Raw genomic sequence first — 24,646 nt, 5'->3', positions numbered from 1 at the left:
CACACAGTGCTCTAGGCTACCGGCCGCCGGTGCCTGAAACCATCGTCCAGATGGACCAAAGGCCGATCATGCACTAACAATCAAATTGGACCACTCAAGTGGGGCTGATCATAGGCTCTGCTTTGATTTCTTGAAGCGTTTCTTTACTAAACGCAGTGTGTCGCGCAAGTCATGCACAGAACGAACCAATCCCGGAGCCTTCTTCTTGAAGAACCTAGAGGTACGCTTTCGCAGCTTCTTGCCTTTGCTCCAGTCTTTATTGATCGTTTCGACGCGCGGCTCCGGATTGTATGCCTGAAGAGGGGGCTGCGGGATCTCACCGTTTAGCGCGGACCTCGCAAAATCGACCTTTTCAGGTGACATGTAAGAAAACATTGAGGCTAGCTCATCGCGCTCAAAATATTCCGTGTCGTCTTGCAAGAATAACGAGGATACCTTTGCCAAATAGTCTTGTTTCAGCTCTTCGGGCAAACGGGTCCAGGCAAAATGCAACAGGTGCATCTTGTAGGGCACGTAGCTGCTCTGAAACTCTTCATAGCGACCGAATTTGTTGTAAATTTCGTTCATCAATCGAACAGCATCGATCATCCCAGTTGCACGCGCGTTCACCGATTGCGTCATCGAATTCTGATTAATCCGGAACCGATACAGCGCTTTGTTCAAAACTTGAATGTTTTGACAGGACAACAAAGCTCTTAGGTTGTGTGGGTTGTCATCAAAATTTGAGCAGTCCAAATCAAAGTATAGTTCGTTTTTCCGAACAATATCTGTTCTGAAAAACTTGGCCCATGGGAATGGGTACTGCGCAAACAGGTGCTTATGCTCTTCTTCCATAGCAAATAGTTCTTGTTCAGGCAGGTAGTTCCTAAACTCACAATGGCGAGGTCTGGCCGATAGTGGAACGCTGCGCAGTTCATTGAAGAAGAAGTAGACGACATCTGCCTTGGTCTGTTTCATTGCCGAAATGAGTTGAGTATATGCATCGGCGACTAGCAGATCATCGCAATCCATGAAATGTAGGTATTCGCCTTTAGCTTCCTGTACTCCGAGATTGCGGGCGGATCGTTGATTAGCTTCGGTCTGATAAAGTGGTTTCACCCGCGCATCTTGCCGCGCAAAATAGTCGATTATCTCCTGCGATCCGTCAGTCGAACCATTGTTGACACATAGCAACTCAAATTCACTAAATGTTTGCGCGAGGATAGAACTGATACAATCGGCTAGAAACTGGGCGCCATTGTAGACAGGCATCACTACCGAAAGCTTCGGCTGCGCACTCAACGTCTGCTTTTGTTTCTGATAATTTGCTAACGCATTTTGTTCAACTTCCAGGTGCTTAGCGGCATCAGAGTTCAGCAATGACAAGATATCTTTAGTGACCTGTGCTTGTGGCCGCCCGAGCGTCTTGCCAGACACGCCATACAGATAGTACTTCAGCAGCCGGGCAACGTGGTCTTGGAAAGCGACCTTCTGCTCAACCGTGAGGCCGCTCTCGAGCGCATTGAATATGTCAGACCTCAAATCGTCTTTGCTACTCAACTCGTAGACAGCTCCAGACCCATTAAGCTGATTTCTTCCAAGCATCAGTACTGGGATATCGCGCAGGAGAGATTCGTAGTTCCCTTGCGAAACCTTCACCACCGCGAGATCGGCGATGTCGAGGCAGTCGCCAAGGTTTACGTCGCTTAGTACGGTTACGCCAGGATACTCTGTCCACAAATCAAGACCGCGTGTTATAGTGATTGGGTGGGGCTTGTAGATCAGCTGAATATCCGGGTCATTGGCAAACGCTTGGGATAGATTTCTGACGACCTCATCATTGTCGACATAGAATGGTGAATGAAACTTCTGCGCAGCCTCATCGTAAGGGACATGACCCGAAAACGCGCAATTGCTTCCAATATAGACAACAACTCTCTTACCGGATGCCTTGATACGGTCGAGTTGAGTGCGCGCGGAAGCAGACACCTTTAGTTTCTTGTTGCGGGATGGTTTCTCTCGACGTGCGTTTTCCAGATACTGGGCCGCCATTTCCTTGTCGGTCTGGGTCAGCGGAAGCTGATTAAAGTCTTCGGATTTTTGAGAAACCCAGCTTTCCCCCATATGTCCCAAGCAATCGAACGCAAGGGTTTGAGGTAACACACCAAGTTCCATGGTCAGGAATGGAATACCCTGTTCCTTACAGATCTGCTTGAGGATCCGCGAGCACAGCAGATATGTACCCCATGCGACGATTACGTCCGGTTTGTAGAAAGAGACGGTTTTGTTAAGGTAGATATATGCCGCGTTGGCCACAGCGCGCGCGTTTCTCTGCGAACACCCATACTCTTTGACAAGCGCCGCAATAGCACCGCCTATGGCCTGCTCGGGCACATCATCGTGTTTGTATCCAAAGCTGCGGCCAAAATAATTGTCGTGGACTGTGCTTGAAACCTTGGAAAGCAGATCAGGCAAATCCTCAAACTGCAACCCGCTGTGGTCCAATGCTTTAACGTTGCCATCGACGACAGCAAGATCAAAATCTTCACTACTAAGAAAATCTGAAAGCGTTTCACGCAATGGCTGGTGGCTGCCTGTATCGAGCCAAGTGAAAAACAGCATGCGTTTCTTATCGCTGCCGTTCGTTTGCGTCATCCAGTGCTTTCGCGCCGTTTCTTTGGTAGCGATATTGTGTGCAGAAATGTACTCGGATTCTGTATCAAAAGGGTCGAAATCAGTCAGGCTGCGTATCGCATCGAACCTTTCCGATTGTTCTTCCATGAAGAAATAGTTTTCATGATCGACGTTGTACGATGCAGAAATTGATTGGAACGGCTTCCAAGCCCCTCCGGCGAAATGCACTATGTAGGGTTTTTCGCCGGTTTTCTTGTGATAGAACTCTTGCGGACAATATTCGCTGACCAGTGTTTGGCCGCCATTGCACAGATGCAATACATCGCCTTCTTCGAAAAGGCGGAAGATCTGCGGATCCTGAGCACGAATGACTCTCACGAGATCCTGATCGTGCCATTTGCAGTCCCGAAAAAGTTCAATGTTGCAGCTTGAAAAGAGGCTGTTAACTCTCTGAAATACGTGTCGCATCAGATTTGGCGAAGAAATCACAAATCCGATGTTGATTTCGTGTTCGCCGAAATCCATTCCGTCAGTGTCGTGCAAGCGTGTGTAGTGAAAGTTTTTCTTCCAAAGATTGGTGCCGGGTAGGTTCTTGTTTTCTTCCTGCCAGTACCACAGCACGTCCGAGTCGACCTGTGCCGATTTTTCAAACAGCTCGTTCACATCTCGCTGGAAGTAAAGGTCGTTGTCGCATAGCGCTAGCCCATCGTAGTTTTGCCCGAACTTCTCAACCCAATCACAGATAATCAGCTTGCTCATACGTTTGTTGCGGTAGAGCAGGAATGCGTCATCCTCGTTCAGGCTTCCATCCCGAAACTCAGGTTGTGAACGCGCGATCTCAGTGCGGTAGTTCCACTGCTGAAAACTCATTAGAGGGTTGATCAGATAGCGAATGCCACGGCTGTCCAAGTATCGTTGGCACTGGGCGCTCAAATGCGTTGAGATCACCCACAAATCACCCTGGAAGTTCCCTCTTTCTGGGTCAAAAAGGGAATCAATCATCAAGTTTGCCTGCGCCACGTGCATGGTGTTCGCAGTGAAGACGATCGCATTTCTAGTCATTCAATATACCTTTGTATGGGCGGCGCCGTTTGCTATGAGGGACCTCTTGCAAAAGGAATTCTATGTCCTTGTCTAGGATCAGAGAGGCGCGACAAAAAAGGCTGGAGCACGCTCGCCCTTCTCGGCGATACCTTCAAAACTACGAGCAGTATCCAAAGCCTCTCGGATGGTGACATCCATGTCTAAGTATCGATAAGTACCCAGTCGACCTACAAACGTGACGCCGTTGGTCGCGTTAGCTAAATCGACATACGCACTCAACAGTTCCTTTTCCTTAACTTGTCGGATCGGATAGTAGGGGATGTCATCAACATCGGCTGCGCGCGAATACTCGCGGTAGCACACAGACCTGTCGTGTTGTTCCCAGGGAGAAAAATGCTTGTGCTCGGTTATCCGTGTATAGGGCACATCTTTTTCGCCATAATTCATAACGGCGCAACCCTGGTAGTCGCCCTCATACTCAAACCGCTCAAAATCCAGGGTGCGGTATCCCAAGCGCCCCAACTCGTAGTCAAAATACCCATCCAGAGGGCCGGAATAAAAAACATGATCATAGCCAGATCCCATTTCACGCGTAAAACGGGTATTCAACTTAACAGTGATATTGGGATGCTCCAAAATGGCTGCAATCATGTTGCTGTAGCCATTTTCAGGCATTCCCTGATAATTGTGAAAGAAATAGTTGTCGTCGTAATTGAATCTTACGGGTAAGCGCTTCAAAATCGACGCGGGCAATTCCGATGGATGCAGGCCCCACTGCTTTATCGTATATCCCTTGAAGAAGGCCTCATATAGGTCCTTCCCCACAAAGCGCATGGCTTGTTCTTCGAAGGTTTGCGGGTTGTCAATTGTAGTGTCGGCCTGCTGTTCAGACACAAACTGCTTGGCCTCATCTGGCCCCATTGTTTTACCGAAGAACTGGTTAATCGTGTGTAGATTGATTGGCAGAGAAAACACGCCACGCGACCCATCTGGGTATTGCGACGTTGTCTTTACTCGGTTTTTATAAGGCAAAAACGTCTCGAAGCGATTGACATAATCCCATACTTCTTGATCATCGGTGTGAAAGATGTGTGGACCGTAGGTGTGAACCATAACGCCCGTGTTTTCATCACGTTCAGTGTGGCAGTTGCCACCAATATGTTCACGGGTGTCGACAACAACAACATCGTGACCTGCTTCGGCCAGATGACGTCCAATCACAGCGCCGGACAGACCGGCCCCCACCATCAAATATTTGTCAGACATTCTTAGCCTAGGTTACCTGCATAAATTCGGCAAAGCACTATCGGATTGCCTAACCCGTTGCAACACGGCTTTGTTTCATGTCGATACACGGATGTGAAAGGCGCGCGCCCCCATTTTTGATCGAATAGGTCACATGTCGCAGCGGTTCGGCCGACCTAGAGCAAGCACTGTCGCCCCGGTTTTCGCGTCGCATGTCCGCGGTCGTCGCGACACAACAAACTCTGCATTAATCCTCTAATGTTCTCAAAGACAAACACCGCTGTCTCAAAAGGTCTTCATTGTGACTGCTTACCGATCCAGCATCGATTTGCGAGGCCACATAACCTGCCGGACGGACCCAGTTTGGCGCAAATCTTCACCGCCTTCGCCAAATGCAGATGGTTCGACGGTTTCGGTTCCATGAGCGGTTCTGGGAAAGCCAAACGATAGACGAGCAAGAACTCGCTCATCTATTCCGTGTAAGTTGAGACAAATGCACAAGCGTTGTGCAGGCTTCGATCGAAGCCCATCGGCGGTCACGCACAAAGTCTCTCGTTTTAGGCTCGTGGACAAGTGTTCAAGTCTTGTTGTAAGTCAGTCGGTAGGCCCACACTACAACGGTCGGTTTCGCCACCCGATGATCTTGCGACAAATTTAAGACCGTATGATCAAGTACATTAAGGACTGCAAGAAGCATGATTCCTCTTTGGAAAATAAAACGAGAGATCAAAAGGGCGTTTTCATCAAATTACCGGGAACAAATTTTCAGCGAGATTGGGAAAACCGATAGGAAAATACTAGCGCAGCTTGCAAACAAGTACGATGGCGAGAGGTGTTTTGTTATTGGGAATGGGCCAAGCCTGACTGTTGCGGATCTTGAACTAATTAAGGGCGAAGTCTCATTTGCTTCCAACAAGATATTTCTAATTTATGACGAAACAGATTGGCGCCCGAATTTCTATTCTGTTGAAGACAGGTTGGTATTTGAGCAATGCCTCGACGAAATCAAAGAACTGCAAGGCAGCCAAAAGCTCTTTCCCGTACAGATGTTTCACAATCGTGAACCCTTATCAAATGTGGTGCAGTTCCCAATATTGCCACCTAACAACTGGGACACTCCATTAGAAGATCCGGACTTCCCCAGTTTCAGCCCCAGCTTTGAAACCGGAATCGCGTGGGGATCGACAATCGTTTATACGCAAATACAAATGGCGATAGCCATGGGTTTCAAAGAGGTCTGCGTATTGGGTCTAGACCATTCATATACGCTGGGTCGTACAGTGGAGGGTGAACAGGGTGTAATGGTTCATGATGGTGAACAAAACCACTTTCATCCAAAGTACAGGAAACCAGGTGAAAAATGGCATTCGCCAAACCTTCACGTGCTGGATGTCTCGTACGCGAAGGCTCAAGCCGAAACGCAGGCTTTGGGCGTGCAGATTATCAATTGTTCTAGAAAAACTGCGTTGAACACGTTCCGGCGTGAAAGCCTCGAGAGTGTTTTGGCGCGTGGGTCAAAAGGCGCGAGAATGCCGTGACCCGCTCTGCTTTATTACCTCGGTGAACTAAGTGAAATAGCTCCCATCTCAAGCGGTTTGCTCAGCTGGCGGCGGGCGATTTTGAAGATTCCTGCGCGGGCCTCGCTTTTGCTTCGGAAATCCGACAACATCGCCCACCACGCACGGCACATACGCCAGCCAACCTGCACCCGGCCCGAGATTGGCTGGCCACCGTTCAAGACGCCAGCAAATACAATCGGAACCGTGCGGCGTGAAAGATCGAACATTTCTTTCAGAACCGCCTCTTCCTCTTCCGAGCTTTGGTTGCCGCTTGCGGCCATAGCGGATTTGAGGTTCTTGCCGACCGGGCGGGTGTGATGCATAGCAATCTCATCCAGAATGGCTGTGCGAAACGCACCCGCCTCTTGCCAGCGGCACCAGATGTAATCCAGGCCGTAACCACTCATGGTGGACTGAAACAAGGGCAAGGCCTTTTTTAGAACATCGCGATGAAGGCAAGGGGCCATGATCTCGATGTAGTTGGTGTATCGCAGCACAAACCCGGGGCATTGGCTGAAGACAAAATGCGAGAAATAGCTTTCGGGTGTCAGTGACGGTTGTGCGATCCTTAGCCCATGGGAATCCATGGCGTTGAACAGGTCATTCACATTCTGGGCTGCAATATCTAGATCGTCATCTGGTAGCCAAACATAGTCATACGCTTCCAAATCCCTGCCCGAAAGGGTCAGAAACAGACCGTCCCATTTCCCGCCCTTAACCAGAACGGCCTCGACCCCCGGTTCGGGCTTGAACGCAGCAAATGCCTCATCCGAGAAAAAGCTGATCAGCAGATCATAGTTGCGATCTTCATACGAAATCTCTTGCCAGCGCGGATGCAAGGATTTTCCGCCTGCCCGGACAACAACTAGGTTTTTCTTCATGATCTGTCCTGAGCCCCGCTTCGGTTGTCTAGAAGGGGTGTTAGTCCCGCAATCTCGGCAGGTTTGAGCGGATGACTAAGCCGCCCATAACTGTATCTGATTTGGTATAGCGCATTGCTTAGAAAGCGCCCCAGAGAAGAACCGGCTTTCTTGCTGTTGCGGTTCGCCTCGATTGTACTGTCAAAAGTTCCGCGTTCTGCAACCATTTGATGCGCCAACGTCAGAATTGGCACTTGGTGTTCCCAGTAGAACTTGAGGTCGATATCGACGGGGCGGGCAAACGGGGCATGGACAGCTGCCAGATGCGCCGCCGCTTTGCGACCAATGACATAGCCTGTTGTCCTAGGTGGCAGTCGATCCGTCAGGATCAGGCTTTGATCTGTCACCGAAGCCAAAACCTGCCCACCATTGCCCGCCATACCATCCAGTTTGATCATAACATCTTGATAACGCTCCGATGACTTGGACAATGCATCCAGAAATGGCATCGGATTCTGAAGAAATGTCGCATCATCTTCCAGCACAAGGGTCAGGGAATCTTCGGCCTCAGCGATTGCTTGCCAGATTTTCAGATGGCCCAAGGCACAGGCTACTTCATTGCGGCTAAGCGGTCTTTTGAACGCGCGCCGGTTCCTTTTGGCATCGTAAACGCGCGATACATCCGCGTCTGACAGTTGATCGCCGTAGATGGCGTTGAAGAAAGAGTGTGACAACCCCAGCTGCGTACATTCCGCTTCACATGCGTTGCGCCGATCAATGTCCCTTGGAAGGCTTAGAATGACGGCTTTAATCGACACGGGTGGCTTACCTAAACGAAATCTGGCAGGGTTCTAGGGGTCAAGTATAACAATCACAAGCCATAAACGCAGGGGAAACCTGCGCAAATAACTAGCAGGGCTCTGGTGGCAAATAACCGCTCAGGTAGGAAAACTGTGAATTCTCTCAAGGATGTAATGGTTGGGACTAGGAGGTTCGTGGCGTCGGATCGCCATCATTCCTTTTGCTTACTGTTGCATAATACTTGGATCATACTTACCTGAGCACGCCAAAATGATGACACGTTGCCGTCGTCAATACGCGACCAATTGAAAGGTCACTCTGTCACGCTTGGGTATCTGCCCTTTTGGCCAAAATGATTTTAGGTTATCTGAGCGAGCGCATGGTTTCATGATCTGGAGAACGCAATGATTAAGCGCGCCTGGAACAACTGGCGGTCCGGCTATATGGGCCGCCTGATTGGCGAAAGCTTCTATGCACAAGGCTGGATGTACGGGATTGCAATCGTGGCGATGGTTTTGGTCGCTGCCACTACGGCGGGCGCGGCCTATATGATGGAGTACATCGTAAACGCTATGACCAGCCCCGAAATGCGTGGTTGGGCGCCGGTTATTGCTATGTCGGTCATTGGACTGTTTCTGATCAAAGCCGTCGCCACCTATATTCAGGCCGTTTACCTTGCCCGGGCCGGAAACCGAATTGTCGCTGCACAACAGGACAAGGTCTATCGCAAGCTCATTCGCCACGGTGTCGCGTTCTTTGGGACAACTGAGTCTTCGGATATTCTGATGCGTACAACCAACGGGGCGCAGGCTGCGCGTCGGTTGATTGATGTGCTGGTCACTGGCTTTGTCCGTGATGCCCTCACATTGGTTGGGCTTATCATCGTCATGGTTTACCAGCAGCCGTTGTTGTCGGTTATGTTTCTGATCGTTGGGCCAGTTGCCTTGCTGGGTGTCCGCTACCTTTTAAAGAACGTCCGGGCGATTATGAAATCCGAATTCAAGTCCCTGGCCGAGATCATTCGTGTTTTGCAGGAAACCTCGGCCGGCATTCGAGTCATCAAGGTTCTTTCGCTCGAAGACCGTATGACCGAGCGGATGGATGACGCAATTCGAAAGGTGGAGAAACGCTCCAACGATATCGCGCGTCTGGAAGCCATTGCCAGCCCTTTGATGGAGTTTCTGGCGGGTTTGGCGATTGCAGGCGTCCTGATTGTCAGCACATTGGGCATTGCCGGGTCCGAGCAACCGACAGCGGGTCAATTGATGTCATTCATCACGGCGCTACTCATGGCCTACGAGCCCGCCAAACGCCTATCGAAAATGCGTGTTCAGATTGAGGCCTCGATGGTTGGCGTGAGTATGTTGTTCAGCCTGCTTGATCAAGAAGATACAATGATCGAAAGCCCTGATGCCGAGGATCTTCCTGACGGTCCCGGAGAGATCACGCTGCGCAACGTGACCTTTGGTTATCAGGGTTCAATCTCCGTGATTGAAGATATGAATCTGACCTTTGCAGCGCGGCAAACCACTGCTTTGGTCGGCCAGTCCGGGGGTGGCAAGTCGACGATTTTTGGTTTGATCATGCGGTTTTATGATCCCAACGAAGGGTCAGTCGAAATTGATGGCCAAGATGTGCGTCACGCGAGTTTCTCGTCGCTGCGCAAGAAAATCTCTTACGTGGGCCAGGATACCTTCCTGTTCTCGACCACAGTGATGCAGAACCTGCGATTTGCCGCGCCTGATGCAACGGATGAGGAAATTTACGACGCGGCCCGCGCAGCACATGCGCATGATTTCATCTCTGAGTTGCCAGATGGGTATGACACACTTGTCGGTGAGAACGGTGCCTTCCTCTCCGGGGGTCAGAAACAGCGTCTGGCTATTGCGCGCGCGATTTTGCGAAAGGCTGAGATTCTGTTGCTGGACGAAGCCACCAGCGCTCTGGACGCAGAATCCGAAAACCTGGTGCGCGAAGCGCTGGATGCGCTGACAAAGGACATGACAGTGGTTGTCATCGCGCACCGTCTGTCCACGATTCTTGAGGCGGACAATATCATGGTGATTCAGGACGGGGCCGTTGTCGAACAAGGCAATCTGGATCAGCTGATCGCCCGCAACGGCAGCTTCCGCAGACTTTATGACCAACAGTTCAAAAAGGGTGCTGAAAAAACTGAAGTCGCAGAATAAAAACCGGGGCAGCGGAACGATCCCGATGCCCCGATCTTTTGGGGATTGTTCACCTGTTCTAGGGCAGATCGTCCAGCAACATGGGATACAACAGATTGCCCGCTTGTGGCCCGGCACCCAGATAATCGACCCACTGATCCGTCGATTCATTGTAACGGCGATAGCGTTCAATCTTGTCATAAAGGCCGTTGACGATGGTCTGCTGTTCCGAAATGGGCAGGCGCACCCAATCATCTTCGGTAATGGCCATGATCTGTGATTTATAAGGTAGATCCGCCAGATACTCGTCCAAAGCCACAGCCTCGGCCAGACTTGGATCGGACTGGCGTGACACCTGGTCGGGTCGACGGCTCATATCAGCCGCCACACCGAGTACTTGGGTAAAGAACTGATCAGGATTCACCACGTTCCGTTCAGCCTGATCCACGATGATCCGCAACGCCTCTTCCAGATTGCTCAGGTCGGCTTTGGAGATCAGTAGACGGATAGACAGTGGTTTCAAACCGGTGCGATCAAAATCCCGGTCGGCCACATAAGCCTCGAACAGATCGGGCGCCTGCGCGCCTTCGGTCCGGCCCAGATAGGCCAGTTGCATGGTGCGGCTGGCGGTATTGAGCCCGCTGAACAACCCGCCTTCGGCCTCATCGACGATGGCATCTTCATCCAATAGGGCGTCGCCGTCGCTGCCGCGATAAGACGACGCCTGTTGCGCCACGAACTGACCCAATTGGCGAGCTGTGTCCTTGTAGATGGTGGGATCGCCGTTCTCGATGGGAAAGTACAGCGGCGCCGAGTTCGGAAATGCTGTTAGTTGCTTATAGGCCGCCTCGGCCGAGGGGTGATCCTTGGCTCCACGTGCGGTGCGCAGATGCATGACGGCCATAGCGCCCCCGATCCGCTCGCGAATAAGGCGGTTCAGGCTTTCAGCGCTTAGACCGGTCGAGGAATATTCATCATCAAATTCGCGCGGGCCCGCATCGGTTACCAGAACGATGAACCGGCTTCCGAAATCGCTCCAATCCATATCCTGCAGGGCATGTTCGATCCCGCGATAACTGTCTTCGCGGAAGTTCTTACTGCTGGCCTTCGCTTCCTGCATCTGGTCGATCCCGGCCAGAAAATTCTCGACATCCAGCCCCTGCTGCAAATCCACAAAGGTCTTAACGTCATAACCCAGATCAGGCGCGGCTTGCAGGCTGTCACGATAGCCCACAAGGGCAAAGCTGACCGCATCGGCTGCATCCGAGGAGGCTGCCTCGCGGTACACTTCCTGCAGCGCATCGCGGGTGGCGCGAATGTAGGGCTCCATGGAAATGGTCGTGTCGACGACAAAAACCACCCCGGTTTTCAGATCACCCGCAGCCTGACCACTTGGGGCGGCTGGTGGGTTCGGTGCGTTGGCGCTGGCGACGGCGACTTGCAATAGATTGACAAAGGGCCCGATGTCGAACACCGCCTCTTCGGTCGATAGGATCGGCATGACGTAGAGGTTCTGCCGTTGATCAATAGTCTCACGCGGGCCAAGGGCGATCACGGTTTCCGATGGGTCTCCCCCCTGCTCAGCCGCCAGCGCTTCATCCCGCGCATCCGCAGCCAGATCCGCGGGATTTTCGCTTTCGATGATGTCGTAAATCGGGTCGATATCGTTGAAGAACAAAACCCGGCCCACATTGTCACTGCCTTCTAGCGTCGCAACGATGTTTTGGTTCCAGTCGACCGTCGCGGCCTGAGGCACCCACATCAGGTCGTCTCCCTGATCAGTGGCGCCAATCTGCATCCAATCGCCATTGCGGTCATAGACAAAGAACACCTGTAGCGGAGACAGGGCCGTGCCGGGGCTTTCGCTTTCCGGCTCAGCGCGCGCTTCGATCCGTTCCCGGATCAGCACGCGCTGGAACAGGCTGGTTTTGCCCTCGATAGGCAATGGTGATTTCGATTGCGCCAGCAGCGGCCCGGCCAGCACCAGCGCCGTTACAAGAAGGAGTATCCGTCTCAACATCATATCCGTCTCCTCACTCGCCCAATCTGTTCAGGGCTTCGCGCGCCGGGTCTGATCCCAGATCAGCTGCGCGCTGATAGTATCGCCGCGCCGCCGAGGGGTTGGGGCGCGGAAAAGGGGAAGTCACTGTACTATGGGTTTCAGGGTCATACATTTCAGCAATCAGGATATTGGCGTCTGCCCGGTCCTGTTCCGACAGTTCTTGATCATTGCTGATGGCAATCAAAGCGCCCAGGGCCGCATCCAGATTCTGAGCCCCACCCGCCGCCAGCAAATCGCGCGCCGCGGTCAAGGGATTGTCTGCTGCGACCGCCTCTTGTGCAACGACAACGGATTCATTGACCTTGGCCGACTGACCACCGGGGCCGACAAGAAAATACCACGCAGCGCCTACTATGACGGCCAGAGCGACGATTCCAGCCGCGATCATGGGCATATTGTTGCCGCCAGAGCTTTCCTCGGACGGCACTGCATCTTTAGGCTGGGCAGCGCCTGCTGAGGGCTTCTTTTTTACCTCGCCGTTCAGCGCTTGACGGAACAATCCGGGCAGGTCGGAGGGGCGATCTTTTGGGTTGGCTTTCAGCAACTGCTCCAGCGCCCATTTCAAACCGGGTGCAACCTTGGGATCGGTGATTTTGACATCCGCCTTCCGGTCTTCAACGGCAGCGAACCCTTTGCCTTCACCGGGTAGCTCCAGCCCCGAGGTCCGCATTAAGACCAGCCCCAGCGCATAGGCGTCTGTGGCGGTAGACACCTCATTGCCGAACAGGCCCAACTGTTCCGGCGCGCAATAGCGCAGCTTACCTGCAAAACTGTCGCCGATGATGGACTTGTCCGTCCCAACACTGTCTGAGGCCAACCCAAAATCGATGAACTTGGCCTGATTGATATCATCATGCGAGATCATCACATTATCCGGCGCCACATCGCGGTGCACGATGCCCAGCTTGTGAATGGCTTCAAGCCCTTGCGACAGGCGCAGACCCAGTTTCAACACATCATCCGAGGACAGCCTTGCCCCCTTTTTCAGGTAGTGCGCCAATGGGTGACCGGGCACAAATTCCATCACCAGGAAAAGACGGCCATCCTTGTCCAGCATCGAGGTTTCGAACCGTACCACGGCATCGCTGCGCACGGTGCGCAGCAGGTTCGCCTCGCGCCGGAACAGATCAACGGCCTTTTGGTTCTTGGCAAAGCTGGGCGTCATGACCTTGATCGCCACCTCATGCCCGCTGGCGCGGTTCAGGCCACGAAAGGTAGCCCCCATGCCGCCCTCGCCCAGCAGGGATTTGATCTCATACGTATCCTGCAGAACGCTGCCGGGTTTCAGGCCAAGTACCGAGTGTTCCATGGGTGTCCTTACCTCCGGTTTTTCAGGCTGATGGCGCTGTGCTTGCTAAAGGTGCGGATATCCATGATTTGAAAGCAGATGCCCGCAAATACCAGCGAGGATGTGATCCCGAACACCACCGTCAGGAAAGCGGCGATGATCGTGGTTGTATCCGGACCCAGCGGCGACAGGCGCAGCATGGTCACAGCGGTGAAACAGAAAAAGATAATCGACAGCGCGGTGGTGATCCAAACCAGAACCTCCAGCGATTTGTTCAATACATCCCGCATTCTTCAACCTTTCCAAGTCAGTCTTCCATGAACGATAGAGCCAGCCCCTGAATATCGTCCGCGATTTGATCCAAATCCGAATAGCCCGCGACGCTGCGCGCGCCGATGTGATCTTGCACCAGTGCCAGGCAGTTTGCCCGTTCGCGCCCCCGGCTTTCTTCGGTGGGGTAGATGAAATCGATCTGTTTGCGCAGCAGCACGGGCGAGTATTGGTCGACCAGCCCTTCGATCAAATTGGCATATTCAACCACATCTGCCTTTGCTTTCTCTTCGATTTCTCTGAGTTTTGCGGCGGCCTCTTGCCGGGCGATCTCGATTTCTTTCAGCAGTTCCTGATCCCCGGCGGCCCGCGCCTCGCGTTCGAGGGCATCAAGCTCGGGTTGTATCGTCAGCATTGAAATCAGCGCGTTCAGGTAGCGGCGCAGAGCTTGACCGCAGACCAGAACGCCCGAGGTGAGGATCAGGCGGACCGACTGATCCCTTTGTGCGTTGCGCTCAACCCGACCCCTGTTCAACGTGTCCTTGATCACCGCCAATTGCGTCTTGGTGCGGTCCGACAGGGTTTCCGCTGAAATCTCATCCAGCAGTTCCATCGCCTCTTGCTCGCTGGCGGCCGAGGCCAGCCCTTCATCTGGGCGCGCCAGTTGGTCCAGCCCATCCTTCAGTGCCTGATCCTGATCCGCCGAAGTTATGGCCAGGCCCTGCAGCACCAACCGGGTGCCGGTGAACCGATCCGCCGAGGCGGTATTGGACAGTATGTCAAAGGGCGGAACCTCGAACCGGGTCGAGGATGTGATGTCCGCCAAAGGCGTTCGGGCATCGCCACCGCGTTTCACGAACCCCCCTGCCTGACCGTGCAGTCGCCCGTGGCGGACCAGAGCAAACGGATCCCCCACGATCTCGGCCGCATTGCCCAGCATGTCATGCAGGCCCAACGGGTTGGGACGCAAAGAGCCGACGACCTGCAGTTTCCCGCCCGCTGAAGCCGTACCGCCATGGGCGATGTATTCATCCTGCGGTGTGCCTTCGGGCACCGGAGGCAACGGCGCACGGAACAGGGATTGATCCACCGCCAGACCACCACGGGCGGAATACTCCCATTCCTCCTCGGTCGGCAGGCGCAGATAGGCCCGCGTATCGCCGACGCGGGGCAGGCTGTCGGGCGCATTCTCCATCAGCCACAGGGTGTAAGCCTCGGCAAAGCGCTGATAGTCCAGCTTGGCGTTCCCAACCGCCGGAACAAAGCCCCGGCGACGCGGTTCCTTGTCGGGGCAGCCAACCATGACCACATCCCACTGTGCCTGCGCCAGCTCATACTTGGCCATGTAGAAATAGCCCTTAGCCGCACCTTCGGGATCGGCAAACGCGCCCGAGACAAAGGCCCGGCGCAACCCGTTTAGATAAGGCTGATCACTGCCCTCCTGCCCCAGCACGACCGAGACATCTCCGATCACGCCATCTGTGTTGGGCGTTGCCACCTTGCGGAAGGTCATCGCCCCGCCGCAAGGCATGGGCAGGGACAGGTCGCCGTCGGCAGGCTGCGGATTATAGTACTTCTCGCGCCATGTGATCTCCTGCGCCTGCGCGGTTGCAGAGAAAGTCAGCAGACTGATCAGCGGGGCCAGGGCAAGGCGGGTCAGTTTAGGCATGGGTCAAGACCTCCTGAGGTTCGACATTGCGCACGGCAAATACGGCCCAGATCGCTGCGGTTACCGCGGTCACGGCGCCCAGAACCAGTGTTGCAAACACATCGCCCGCATAAAGGCGCGCAACAGATTCGCCGGGGGCGGTTTCGAACGTGGCGTTGATGGCCAGCAGGAAGGGCAGGATGATGATCAGCGTCGCGATCACGCCGCCCAGCACCAACGCAAGGCTTTGGACCACCGGGATTACACAGCGCTGCCGGTCGGGCATGGTCAGCATGGAAAACAGACTGAAAATGACCCGCTGCCGCTCGACCATTCCGCGTAGATTGGCGGACATCGCGGCCCAGAAGCCAAACATGGCCAGCGCGGCGATAGCTGTGAACAGTATGTTCAGGTTACGTCGGAAGGACAGCAGCAGGGCCGCGTTTTCAGCTCGAGGACGCGATTGCAGCCCCTGTTCGGCCAGATTGGCAGACAAGGTTCCGATATCCTCCAGCGAGCGCGCATAAAGGCGGAAACTGGCATAGGTCTCGGGCTCGGCCACCGGATCGGTCCAGTTTGCGGGGGTCGAGGTCAGATCGTCGCGAAACCGCTCGACAGCCAGAAGATCGGGCAGCGACAGAAAGATGGCAGGACGCGGCCAAATTTCGGGGGGCAATACGCCAATCACCTGCAGATCGCGACGGGCGTTTTCGCGTTGCCCATCCACTTCGCGCCCGATGATCATGTCAACTGTATCCCCGGCCGAGACCGAAAGGTCCTGCGCCAGTTTGTCCGAGACCCACACGCGACCCGGCGCAACGGGTTCGCCGTCGATCAGCGGATCACCCGCAGCCGATGGGATCAGAGGCACCGCGCGCTCCAGTTTGCGCTGCGCCTCATGCCGCACCGCGTTGGCGGATGTGTTGATCGAGCGGGTGGCGGGAACGATGAACCCGACATCCTGCCGCGCGCCCAGGGCGGCGAAGAAGGCCGCATCATGCTGCTCGGCCCCAATGGCCAGGATTTCGCGGTTCGACGGGTCCTCGATCAACCGGCCGACCATGGTGCCTATGATCCCATTCTTCAGCGCAAGAATGATCAGCAGAGGGCCAAGAACGCCGGCCAGGGCGGCGACAAAACACAAAGCCGACTGCCAGTCATGGCGCAATTCGCGCAGGGCCAACATGGCTGGTATCCGCACCATCACGCCACCCTCGCCGCCGCGCGGCCTACTGTCGAGAAAATCGAATAGGATTGCCCTTGATGATCCAGAAGTCGGTGATCGGCACGGGGGGTGTCCGCAAACTCACCCGTTTGCGCCTGATGGCTGGCCAGTACGACGGCCGACCCGGCCTCGGCAGCAAGATGTACGATCAACCCTTCGACCTCGGCCACATTGGCGGGGTCGAGGGCCGAGACCGGCTCGTCCAGCAACAGCAACGCGGGCTGCCCCAGCAACGCCCGCGCGACCGAGGCGCGTTGGCGTTGGCCCACCGACAACTGACCCGGTTTGCGGGCGGTCAGGTCCCTTAGCCCCATAGCGCGGATCAGGTGATCCTGCCATTCTGCATCCGGCACCTGCCCGGCGACACGAACGGGCAGTTCAATATTCTCCTGCAAACTCAGATACGGCACCAGCGTATTGGTTTGCAGTACAAAGCCCAGCTTGTCGGGCCCGGCAAATTCGGCCCTCGGGGTGTCCGGCGTGACCGTCACCCCGCCGATCACATGCAGCATATCCGGCAGGTCCGTCAGCGGCAGCGCCCCGGCAATCAGCCCCAGCGCTGTGCTTTTGCCCGCCCCGCTGACCGCGTCCAGAACGATGGTCTCACCTGCGCTTAGCTCCAGCTCTTCGATCACCACAAAGAAACCGGGCGCGCGTTCGATCCCAAGGTTGCGGATCGACAGAACCGTATCAGGGACGTCTGAGGACAAGCGCTACCCCCCCGAGTTCAACCTTGGACTTGGTGTTGATCTGAACCGGTTCATTCGGTTTCAGACGGCGGCCATCGACCTTGGTGCCGTTGGACGAGCCCAGATCCGTCAGCATCATCTTGCGCCCCTGCAACGACAGGCTGGCATGGCGGCGGCTGAGATTGCGATCGGTGATTGTCAGCGTGTTCTCGCTGGCGCGGCCAATCGTGACACCCGATTGGAGCTGTGCGGCGCTGAACCGCTCGGATTTTCCGTCCATGCTGACGGCCAGAATGGCCCGGCCCGAAGATTTGGCCGACCCACCCCTGCGCGCGGATTTTGATCCGCCATCAGCTTTGCTTTGCGAAACTACGAAATAGATACCGCCGATTACGGCTGCACTGGCGCCAGCCAACACGGCCAAGATGATCAGCAGGCTGTTGTCTTTCGCACCACCGCCCACGAAGTCCGGGTTGTCTGGATCACATTCCTGCTGGTGAGCGTTAAAAGGAATGCCCGCATCCCGCAAAAAACCGGATATTGGGTTTGCTGACGAGGCCCAGAATGTGTTGTTCGTTGGCGTGCGACCATCCGAGTTCCAGACCGAGATGACGGTGTTGATACCCAGTACTGATCCGCAATAGTCGATCAATGGTCCGCCCGAATTGCCGGGATTGACCGAAGCGGTGTGCTGCACAATTTCGAGGGTCCGCCCCGTTTCATTGAATGATCCCGGAGCAACCTTGCTGATCGCACCCTGGGTTAATGTCGTTTCAAAAAAAGGCAGCATATCCCGCCCGGCATTGATCTGGTCCGAAGAACCGGGATAGCCGATGGCAGCCACCTGTTCACCTTTCAGTGCCTTGCCTTCGCGCAGAGACAGAAATCCGGGCCTATGTCCGCTGGGTTCCTGCGGGACGATGCGCAGTACGGCCAAATCCAGTTCGCGCGAGGCATGCAGAACCTTTGCATCATATAAAAAGACCCGGTCATCCTGTTTGAACCCGACCTGTATGTTCAGGCCACCGTTAATCACATGATGGTTGGTGATGTAGTAGTAACCGCCACCTTCGGGCAGTTCTGACAGGACGAATCCTGATCCAGTTGCTTGCCCGCCGCTGACGTCCACGACCGCTCGTCCAACTGCCTTGTCCGTTTCCGCAACGATATCCGGCGCGATTTGCGCAGTGGCAGCGCAGGCCATACCGAACAGCCAGGCGGCTTTAAAACAAAGGGAACGAGTTAAAGTTACAATCTTCACATCAGTATTCCATATGCAATGACGGCCGCTGCCACAATCAGGATCAATAGCAACACCAGTATTGAAGCCTTGCGGCCTCCGGTTTTTTTCTTTGGGCGCTGCCTTGGGCGGCTAACAGGTTTCGCACGGGGCTCTCGTTCTGGCCGGTCGGGACCGGGCACCGCTCGGTGCAGATCAATGCCCACGAGCCGCGCATAGTCACGCGCTGTGCGGATGCGATCGCGCGGCAGCAACCTGCAGCCAAGATCGATAGCATTCAGCAAGGCATCATCATATTTTTCCTGAACACGATTGCGCTTCAGGTTGTGGCGCACCGGGACGTAAGGGTCACGACCCGTCGCTCGCTTTTCTTTCCAACGTTCTTCAGCATTAGGCGGGAGACTCTGCGAGACCATTTCATACAGGATGACCGACAGGGCAAACAAATCGCTCCAAGGGCCTTCCTGAACGCTGCCGGTCAATCCGGTTTTATCCGCCGGAAACTGCTCAATCGCAGCGTATTTGCGCGTGAACATTGACGCCAGACCACTGGATTTGCCCATCAGGCGAGCAGCGCCAAAATCGATCAGAATGGGCTGCCCGTCTTTCCGGATCATGACATTTGCCGGTTTCATATCGCGGTGAACCACACCGACATCATGGACAGCATCCAGCGCATTCAGCATCGAGTGCAAGAAAGTGTTGACCAGATCGGGCGGGACCGATCCGCGCGCATCAATCATGCGCGCCATCATCCGGTCCAGTGGATCGCCGTGAATATACTCCATCACGCAATAGGCTGTGCCGTGTTTTCGGAATGCAGCCCGCACGCGCATCAGGCCCTGCTGCTGTGGCAGATCACGCAACAGATTGGCTTCTTGCAGAAAGGCCTCTAACCCCATGTGAAACAGCTGCCGCCCCTCGGACGTGGGCGAGACAGCGTTGTTGGGGCCTCGGTCTGCATAGTCAGCCGGGAAATACTCCTTGATCGCAAAACGCTCGCCGGTTTCGCGGTTGCGCGAACGGTAGGTGATGCCAAAGCCCCCCTGCCCCAATACGTCCCCGAGAACGTAACCGGCAAAGGTTTCTCCTTTTGGCAAATGCACCGACACCGTCAGAACTACCTTCCTTCGCCACTAGGATTTTCTACTGAAGCATCATCCTCTGCCGGAGGCTGCGCTGGCGTTGCCGGCTCCACCGGCTCTGTGCTTTCTGGTTCTTCGGGCGCAGATGGATCGGTGGGTTCTGGGGTCGTTTCCTCGGGTGCAGGGGGTTCTTTTGGCTGCGGTTCTTCAGCCTCTGGCACCTGGCCTTCAGGCTCTGTTAACGGCTCCTCGTCGCTATTCGGGTCGGACGCAATTGGGTCATCATCGACTGTGCTGTCACCAATACTGCGTTCTTCTTGTGATGGCGGATTTTGGACGGGCTCAGGCTCTGGCGTGACTTCGACTGGATCAGGCCGCAGCAGCCATGCGCCAGCCGCCGCAACAACGGCCAAAGCCCCAAGGCCAATCGCTGCATATTTAAGCGTATTCCCATTGCCGCCGGTGTTGTGAAACGCCCATTGGCTTCCCCGCAGCATGCTGCTCATGCCGTCCTGGACATGAGCATAGACGACGACGGTGGTGTTGTCTTGTTTCGGCTTTCCTTTTGCCTCGACCGCGTTCAACAGATCTGAGGCGACACCGCGCATATCGCGGCTTTTGCCACCTTGCAGGATATCCCGGATTTCAGACTGCGACAGTGTATCCAACCCGTCCGAGCAGGATAGAACCACATCGCCGGGTTTCAGGCTGATGGCGTTGACATCGGTCAGAGAAATCCGATCCCCCATCAGCGCTGAACGCAAGGCATTGCGGCGCGGGTGGCTGTCTGCTTCTTCCTGCGTGATCTTGCCCGCAGCAACCATCTGCAACAATTCACCATAAAGCGAGTGATCTGCGTTCAGCTTCTTCAAGCGTCCGTCGCGCAACAGAAATAGGCTGCTGTCACCAACCGAAACCCAAACCAGCCGATCCCCCAGCTTGAGCGCCGCGATCAGAGTGCATCCCATGCCCTTCAGGTCGGGCTGGCTGGCAATGCGCTGGCGTAAAGCATCATTTGCCGCCGTCAACGACTCCTGCAACCGGTCCCGCGGGCGCGGCGCCTCCGAGCCCCCGATGAAATGCTTCTTGAACGCCGACAGGGCCAGGTTGGATGCAACCTCACCCCCCGCGTGGCCGCCCATCCCATCGGCAACCAGCATCAGGATGTCGGATTTCGGATCGCGTTCGTTCTGGTAGACAAGATCGAACGCGTCTTCCTGATTTTCGCGTTGGCCCAGGCTTTGTTTGCCGCTGATGATTGTCATCGGGATCAGTTGTCAGAGCTTTCGGCCAGCTCCGACCAGTCAAAATCCTCGTTACAGAAAGCAACAAAGCGCACATGTGTCTGTTTGGACAGTTCAATCAGCGCGTAGTTCTCCAAGGGCATGGTCGTTGCAACGATCTGACCATTGATCCGGCTGATATTGCGCCCCGTGCCGGGGGCAGCAAAGAACACGCGGTTGGCATCGTCAAAGATCACCCGTAGATGGTCCTTGCCGGAAATCATCTTGTCACCGAAATCCAGCGAAACACGCTCACCGCTGTCGCGGCCTAATGTGTTCATGCCCGAGCCCAGATTGACCGACTGGCCCAACCCCGGCCCTTTGACCACAACCAACCAGCCGGTAATCGGGTCGACCATCGGATCAAACTCGGCCTTGTCCGAGAAATTCTTGGACATCCCGCCATGGTAAATCTGTGTCTTTTCGTCTTCGACATATTCAGTCGGCGCTTCACTGAAGGATGATCCGCTTGGCATGGCATGCGTCGCCTCGTCATCCGAGGGCGAGATGCTTTCGGTGAACCCGTCATCTGCTCCAAAATCCAGATCGTCGTTCAGCTCTTCGTCGTCCTTGTCGAACAGCCAGCTTGTCTTGTTGTCGTTGCCCATGTCTTCACCTTTCCTGTGTGTATGGTCCCGGATTATGCCCGGACCAGTTTCAGGCGAACGGACCCAAGGCCCACTGTGTCACCCACATTTACTCTCTGCGCGCCTTTGATCTTGCGCTCATTGATCAGCGTTCCGTTCAGACTGTCCAGATCGCTGATGGTGAATCGTCCGTCTGGCGCGCCGCTGAGTTCCGCGTGCACACGCGACACACCGCCATCGGGGATGACCACCCCGTTTGTACTGCTACGCCCGATGGTCGAGCGTCCCGCGGGCACCGGGAAACGATGCCCGTTATCCACCCGAACCAGAAAGGCAATCGGGGGAGGGGCGGTTGCCACCGTACGTGTCTCATCTTGCGGTGGTGGCATGCCTGTTGCGTCGCCATCGTCGAAATCGCCAGCCTCCAGATCATCCTCGGGCTCACCCCCCGAACCGCGCCGCGCCAGCAGCACCGCCAGCAGCAGAAGCAGCAGCAACAGAACGCCACCCGCGATGTAGACATAAAGCGCCGGGAAACCGAAAATCTCGTCCTCCGGTTCTGGCTTAGGCTCTGGTTCCGGTTCTGGCGTCGGGTCAACCACGGGCTGGAACTCGGCGGAATAGCTCTTGGTTTGGGTTTGTCCCGGTTGGCCGACAACCGGTTCGATCATTTCGATGGTAATGCGAGCGGGTGCTGGATCTCCAACCGGCACAATCAGGCCCGAGCCTTTGACAGAATTTCCATAGGATCGGATGAAATCTGACACCACGGTATTGGCGTCAGACTGATTTTGCAAAAAGACCTCTTCCATCAAGCCATTTTGCGGGTCCGTCAGTCGTTTCAGTACGTCAATGCCGCGCGTGGTGCGGGCGTTGCCCTGTGCCCGCCAGAACATTCCAAGGGCTGAGACCGAAACGCCTTCGCGCTCGGCGGCCTCGGTGATTTCTTCAACCGTGGCCAATCCCTCCTCATCCCCATCGGTGATCAGGATCAGGTTCTTTAGCAGGACATCATCTTGCTGGCTTAACAATTCGATCGCTCGGGTCGCGTTGGCGACCAGACGGGTGTTCTGTTCCTTAATCTCAAGATCCTCAACCACGTCTTCGGCCTGGGCCCGACTGGTCGAAAAGGGTGACAACTCAACGATGTCATTGCCGAACCCATAAATCGCGACTTTTTCATCCGTCGGTAGATTGGTCACGACGCGCGCAATCAGCTCACGCTCACGGTTCCAGCTGCGCACACGCGCGCTGCGCTCACCGACGGACAAGTCAATCAGAACCATTGTTGCCGAAAGGGTCAGGTCGCCTGGGATGTCGTCCAGAGATTTGACAAACTCGAAATCGGCCTGCGCGTCACCAAGCGAGCGGAAGCTCATATCGCCACGCTGATTACCGGACGGAACGCGAACGAGGCAGCTGTCCTCAGGTGCGGGATCGGCGGGCGCACAATCCAAGATTGCCAGCCCGGTGGCTGGCGCGCGGGTTTTCCCCTCTTGTGCGTGGGCTACGCCCGAAATGACCAAAGCGGCAGCAAGCGCCACCAATCTGCGTGAAAATCCGTAGGTCACGATCCCAAGACCCCCCTCAGGCAAGACGTCCCGGTCGTCGCATGTGCCGACAAGCGCCGACCTGACGTGATTAGAATTATATGGACAGCGCGCGATACGCCGACTTGATCCGGCTCAGTTCGGACGAGATGGCGGCGGAACTTGCACCGCTGTTAACGTCACGCTCGACCGCGTTCAGCTGATTGTCCAGCGCCTGAACCTGCTGCAGTTTTACAGGGTCCGAGGCCGAGGCGGCACGCGCCTTCGCACCCTGAGCCTTTACGTCAGCAATCTGCCTGCGCAGCGAGTCGATTTCGGCTTTGTTGGCATTGCTTTGCGCCGCCAATTGCGCATTGCGCTGCTCTGCCGCTTTGTTCTGTGCAATAATAGCGTCCGCCTGCGCCTTATTATTTGCGATCTGGCGGTCGTATTCACCGGAATTCAGGTTAGCAATATTGTCAAACAAAGTTGCCGTTGTTGGATCTGTTGAACCAGTACATCCGGCAACAGTGGCAACGGCGACAAGGGCGAAAGGTCTTGAAAAACGAAGAATATCTGAAGTCATTTTCTCACTCTTACCAATTGAAAACCCGCGCCCAAGGTCAGGCGCGGGTTATTGAAACTTATAGCAGGTTGATGGATGCCCGCGTCCGTGCCAGCCGGTTCTTGTTGCTGACCGCTGCATTTGTTGCTCCGCCCAAGCCGGGTTGGCCTTTGCTTGAGGCTGTCTTCAGCTCCGAAATGGTGTTGTCCATGTTGTTTTCGCTGCGCTTCAGCTCGTTCGATACAACCTGACGATTGGATTTGATCGCGTTGACGCGCTGATTGTAAGCCGACTGAGACAGTTGACCGCCGTCCAGCTGACGGCGCAGCGATTTCAGTTCTGCATTTTGCGAGGCCAATACCGAACGCAGGTTTGCTTCGACCGAGCTCAGCTGTTTGCTGACATTCGACAGGTTTGCCAGAACCTGCTTGCTGTTGACGATTTCAACATTCTTAGCAGCGGCCTGACGGCCGACCTGGTTGCCGCCGACACCGCCGATCAGGCCACCCGCGGCGGCACCAGCCGCGCAGTCCCCGGCGTCGCCGCCCAGCAATAGGCCGAGACCACAACCGACAACTGCGCCAGCCAGCGCACCCTGAACCGTATTGTTAACAATGATGTCCTTGGACACCTGATCCAGGCTTTTAACCTGCTTTTCCAGCTGTTTTTCCTGTTGGGTTTTTCCAGCTACTGAAGATGATGACGCAGATTGGAAAGCCTCATCGGTACATGCTGTCAGTAGAAGGGAAATAGCAGCAAAAAATGACACTGCAACTGTACGCATCTCGTTACTCCGTAAAACAATTTTTCTTCTTAGTTGATTAAGAACTCACATATTTTTTATTTTCAATCAACGATTCGCAAATGACCTGCAAAGATAGAATA

Annotated in this window: 19 protein-coding genes; 2 read left to right on the top strand and 17 right to left on the bottom strand. The window is 55.0% G+C overall.

The genetic code is table 11. The features are described from left to right. Positions 1 to 108: 108 nt before the first annotated feature. Together ACR0JX_RS15945 and glf are read right to left on the bottom strand one after the other, a co-directional pair. Positions 109 to 3,675, bottom strand: a complete 3,567-nt coding sequence (locus ACR0JX_RS15945) for a glycosyltransferase (RefSeq protein ID WP_480544771.1) — start codon at positions 3,673 to 3,675, stop codon at positions 109 to 111. 78 nt (positions 3,676 to 3,753) lie between these two features. Next, positions 3,754 to 4,923: a UDP-galactopyranose mutase gene (glf, locus tag ACR0JX_RS15940; protein ID WP_480544770.1), complete on the bottom strand. Its 1,170-nt coding sequence runs from the start codon at positions 4,921 to 4,923 to the stop codon at positions 3,754 to 3,756. A 674-nt stretch (positions 4,924 to 5,597) separates the two neighbouring features. Between glf and ACR0JX_RS15935 the strand changes: the two genes are divergently transcribed. Further along, on the top strand, positions 5,598 to 6,440 hold the full coding sequence (locus tag ACR0JX_RS15935) for a 6-hydroxymethylpterin diphosphokinase MptE-like protein (RefSeq protein WP_480544769.1): 843 nt from the start codon (positions 5,598 to 5,600) through the stop codon (positions 6,438 to 6,440). A gap of 14 nt (positions 6,441 to 6,454) precedes the next feature. On the opposite strand, the gene ACR0JX_RS15930 is transcribed toward ACR0JX_RS15935, so the two are convergent. After that, entirely contained in the window at positions 6,455 to 7,342 is an 888-nt protein-coding gene (locus ACR0JX_RS15930; protein ID WP_480544768.1) for a hypothetical protein, read from the bottom strand. Beyond that, the gene (locus tag ACR0JX_RS15925; RefSeq protein WP_480544767.1) at positions 7,339 to 8,139 is read right to left on the bottom strand and encodes a glycosyltransferase family 25 protein; all 801 of its coding nucleotides are present in this window, start codon (positions 8,137 to 8,139) and stop codon (positions 7,339 to 7,341) included. The genes ACR0JX_RS15930 and ACR0JX_RS15925 overlap by 4 nt, the downstream gene beginning before the upstream one ends. Before the next feature lie 387 nt (positions 8,140 to 8,526). Between ACR0JX_RS15925 and ACR0JX_RS15920 the strand changes: the two genes are divergently transcribed. After that, positions 8,527 to 10,311, top strand: a complete 1,785-nt coding sequence (locus tag ACR0JX_RS15920; RefSeq protein ID WP_480544766.1) for an ABC transporter ATP-binding protein — start codon at positions 8,527 to 8,529, stop codon at positions 10,309 to 10,311. A gap of 58 nt (positions 10,312 to 10,369) precedes the next feature. On the opposite strand, the gene ACR0JX_RS15915 is transcribed toward ACR0JX_RS15920, so the two are convergent. The 13 genes from ACR0JX_RS15915 to ACR0JX_RS15855 form a co-directional block, all read right to left on the bottom strand. Beyond that, positions 10,370 to 12,313, bottom strand: a complete 1,944-nt coding sequence (locus ACR0JX_RS15915; RefSeq protein WP_480544765.1) for a vWA domain-containing protein — start codon at positions 12,311 to 12,313, stop codon at positions 10,370 to 10,372. Positions 12,314 to 12,323: 10 nt separating this feature from the next. Beyond that, the gene (locus tag ACR0JX_RS15910) at positions 12,324 to 13,661 is read right to left on the bottom strand and encodes a serine/threonine-protein kinase (RefSeq protein WP_480544764.1); all 1,338 of its coding nucleotides are present in this window, start codon (positions 13,659 to 13,661) and stop codon (positions 12,324 to 12,326) included. A gap of 8 nt (positions 13,662 to 13,669) precedes the next feature. Further along, a complete protein-coding gene (locus ACR0JX_RS15905; RefSeq protein ID WP_170535048.1) occupies positions 13,670 to 13,930 on the bottom strand; it encodes a hypothetical protein in 261 nt (86 codons plus the stop codon). 17 nt (positions 13,931 to 13,947) lie between these two features. After that, on the bottom strand, positions 13,948 to 15,579 hold the full coding sequence (locus tag ACR0JX_RS15900; protein WP_480544763.1) for a formylglycine-generating enzyme family protein: 1,632 nt from the start codon (positions 15,577 to 15,579) through the stop codon (positions 13,948 to 13,950). Next, positions 15,572 to 16,762: an ABC transporter permease family protein gene (locus ACR0JX_RS15895; protein WP_480544762.1), complete on the bottom strand. Its 1,191-nt coding sequence runs from the start codon at positions 16,760 to 16,762 to the stop codon at positions 15,572 to 15,574. Before ACR0JX_RS15895 ends, ACR0JX_RS15900 begins: the two co-directional genes overlap by 8 nt. Continuing rightward, on the bottom strand, positions 16,762 to 17,493 hold the full coding sequence (locus ACR0JX_RS15890) for an ATP-binding cassette domain-containing protein (protein ID WP_480544761.1): 732 nt from the start codon (positions 17,491 to 17,493) through the stop codon (positions 16,762 to 16,764). The genes ACR0JX_RS15895 and ACR0JX_RS15890 overlap by 1 nt, the downstream gene beginning before the upstream one ends. Next, positions 17,474 to 18,676, bottom strand: coding sequence for a trypsin-like peptidase domain-containing protein (locus ACR0JX_RS15885; RefSeq protein ID WP_480544760.1), 1,203 nt, complete (start codon positions 18,674 to 18,676; stop codon positions 17,474 to 17,476). The genes ACR0JX_RS15890 and ACR0JX_RS15885 overlap by 20 nt, the downstream gene beginning before the upstream one ends. Positions 18,677 to 18,729: 53 nt before the next feature. After that, positions 18,730 to 19,818 carry a serine/threonine protein kinase gene (locus ACR0JX_RS15880; protein ID WP_480544759.1) on the bottom strand — a complete coding sequence of 363 codons (1,089 nt, stop codon included), beginning with the start codon at positions 19,816 to 19,818 and terminating at the stop codon, positions 18,730 to 18,732. A gap of 14 nt (positions 19,819 to 19,832) precedes the next feature. Continuing rightward, the gene (locus ACR0JX_RS15875) at positions 19,833 to 21,062 is read right to left on the bottom strand and encodes a PP2C family protein-serine/threonine phosphatase (RefSeq protein WP_480544758.1); all 1,230 of its coding nucleotides are present in this window, start codon (positions 21,060 to 21,062) and stop codon (positions 19,833 to 19,835) included. A 5-nt stretch (positions 21,063 to 21,067) separates the two neighbouring features. Next, positions 21,068 to 21,688: an FHA domain-containing protein gene (locus tag ACR0JX_RS15870; RefSeq protein WP_480544757.1), complete on the bottom strand. Its 621-nt coding sequence runs from the start codon at positions 21,686 to 21,688 to the stop codon at positions 21,068 to 21,070. Positions 21,689 to 21,720: 32 nt separating this feature from the next. Beyond that, positions 21,721 to 23,238, bottom strand: coding sequence for an FHA domain-containing protein (locus ACR0JX_RS15865; RefSeq protein ID WP_480544756.1), 1,518 nt, complete (start codon positions 23,236 to 23,238; stop codon positions 21,721 to 21,723). A 76-nt stretch (positions 23,239 to 23,314) separates the two neighbouring features. Next, positions 23,315 to 23,782, bottom strand: coding sequence for a hypothetical protein (locus ACR0JX_RS15860; RefSeq protein ID WP_480544755.1), 468 nt, complete (start codon positions 23,780 to 23,782; stop codon positions 23,315 to 23,317). 58 nt (positions 23,783 to 23,840) lie between these two features. Continuing rightward, positions 23,841 to 24,545: a hypothetical protein gene (locus ACR0JX_RS15855; protein WP_480544754.1), complete on the bottom strand. Its 705-nt coding sequence runs from the start codon at positions 24,543 to 24,545 to the stop codon at positions 23,841 to 23,843. Between the last annotated feature and the right edge of the window lie 101 nt (positions 24,546 to 24,646).

Source organism: Ruegeria sp. AH7, assembly GCF_056541325.1.
This window is presented reverse-complemented; position numbering and strand designations above follow the sequence as displayed.

What these genes read in the sequence shown, in the direction of transcription:
- ACR0JX_RS15920 (WP_480544766.1), top strand. Translation starts at nt 8,527, where the DNA reads ATGATTAAGCGCGCCTGGAACAACTGGCGGTCCGGCTATATGGGCCGC.
- ACR0JX_RS15915 (WP_480544765.1), bottom strand. Translation starts at nt 12,313, where the DNA reads ATGATGTTGAGACGGATACTCCTTCTTGTAACGGCGCTGGTGCTGGCC.
- glf (WP_480544770.1), bottom strand. Translation starts at nt 4,923, where the DNA reads ATGTCTGACAAATATTTGATGGTGGGGGCCGGTCTGTCCGGCGCTGTG.
- ACR0JX_RS15935 (WP_480544769.1), top strand. Translation starts at nt 5,598, where the DNA reads ATGATTCCTCTTTGGAAAATAAAACGAGAGATCAAAAGGGCGTTTTCA.
- ACR0JX_RS15895 (WP_480544762.1), bottom strand. Translation starts at nt 16,762, where the DNA reads ATGGTGCGGATACCAGCCATGTTGGCCCTGCGCGAATTGCGCCATGAC.
- ACR0JX_RS15860 (WP_480544755.1), bottom strand. Translation starts at nt 23,782, where the DNA reads ATGACTTCAGATATTCTTCGTTTTTCAAGACCTTTCGCCCTTGTCGCC.
- ACR0JX_RS15885 (WP_480544760.1), bottom strand. Translation starts at nt 18,676, where the DNA reads ATGGCCTGCGCTGCCACTGCGCAAATCGCGCCGGATATCGTTGCGGAA.
- ACR0JX_RS15900 (WP_480544763.1), bottom strand. Translation starts at nt 15,579, where the DNA reads ATGCCTAAACTGACCCGCCTTGCCCTGGCCCCGCTGATCAGTCTGCTG.
- ACR0JX_RS15945 (WP_480544771.1), bottom strand. Translation starts at nt 3,675, where the DNA reads ATGACTAGAAATGCGATCGTCTTCACTGCGAACACCATGCACGTGGCG.
- ACR0JX_RS15855 (WP_480544754.1), bottom strand. Translation starts at nt 24,545, where the DNA reads ATGCGTACAGTTGCAGTGTCATTTTTTGCTGCTATTTCCCTTCTACTG.
- ACR0JX_RS15875 (WP_480544758.1), bottom strand. Translation starts at nt 21,062, where the DNA reads ATGACAATCATCAGCGGCAAACAAAGCCTGGGCCAACGCGAAAATCAG.
- ACR0JX_RS15905 (WP_170535048.1), bottom strand. Translation starts at nt 13,930, where the DNA reads ATGCGGGATGTATTGAACAAATCGCTGGAGGTTCTGGTTTGGATCACC.
- ACR0JX_RS15930 (WP_480544768.1), bottom strand. Translation starts at nt 7,342, where the DNA reads ATGAAGAAAAACCTAGTTGTTGTCCGGGCAGGCGGAAAATCCTTGCAT.
- ACR0JX_RS15910 (WP_480544764.1), bottom strand. Translation starts at nt 13,661, where the DNA reads ATGGAACACTCGGTACTTGGCCTGAAACCCGGCAGCGTTCTGCAGGAT.
- ACR0JX_RS15870 (WP_480544757.1), bottom strand. Translation starts at nt 21,688, where the DNA reads ATGGGCAACGACAACAAGACAAGCTGGCTGTTCGACAAGGACGACGAA.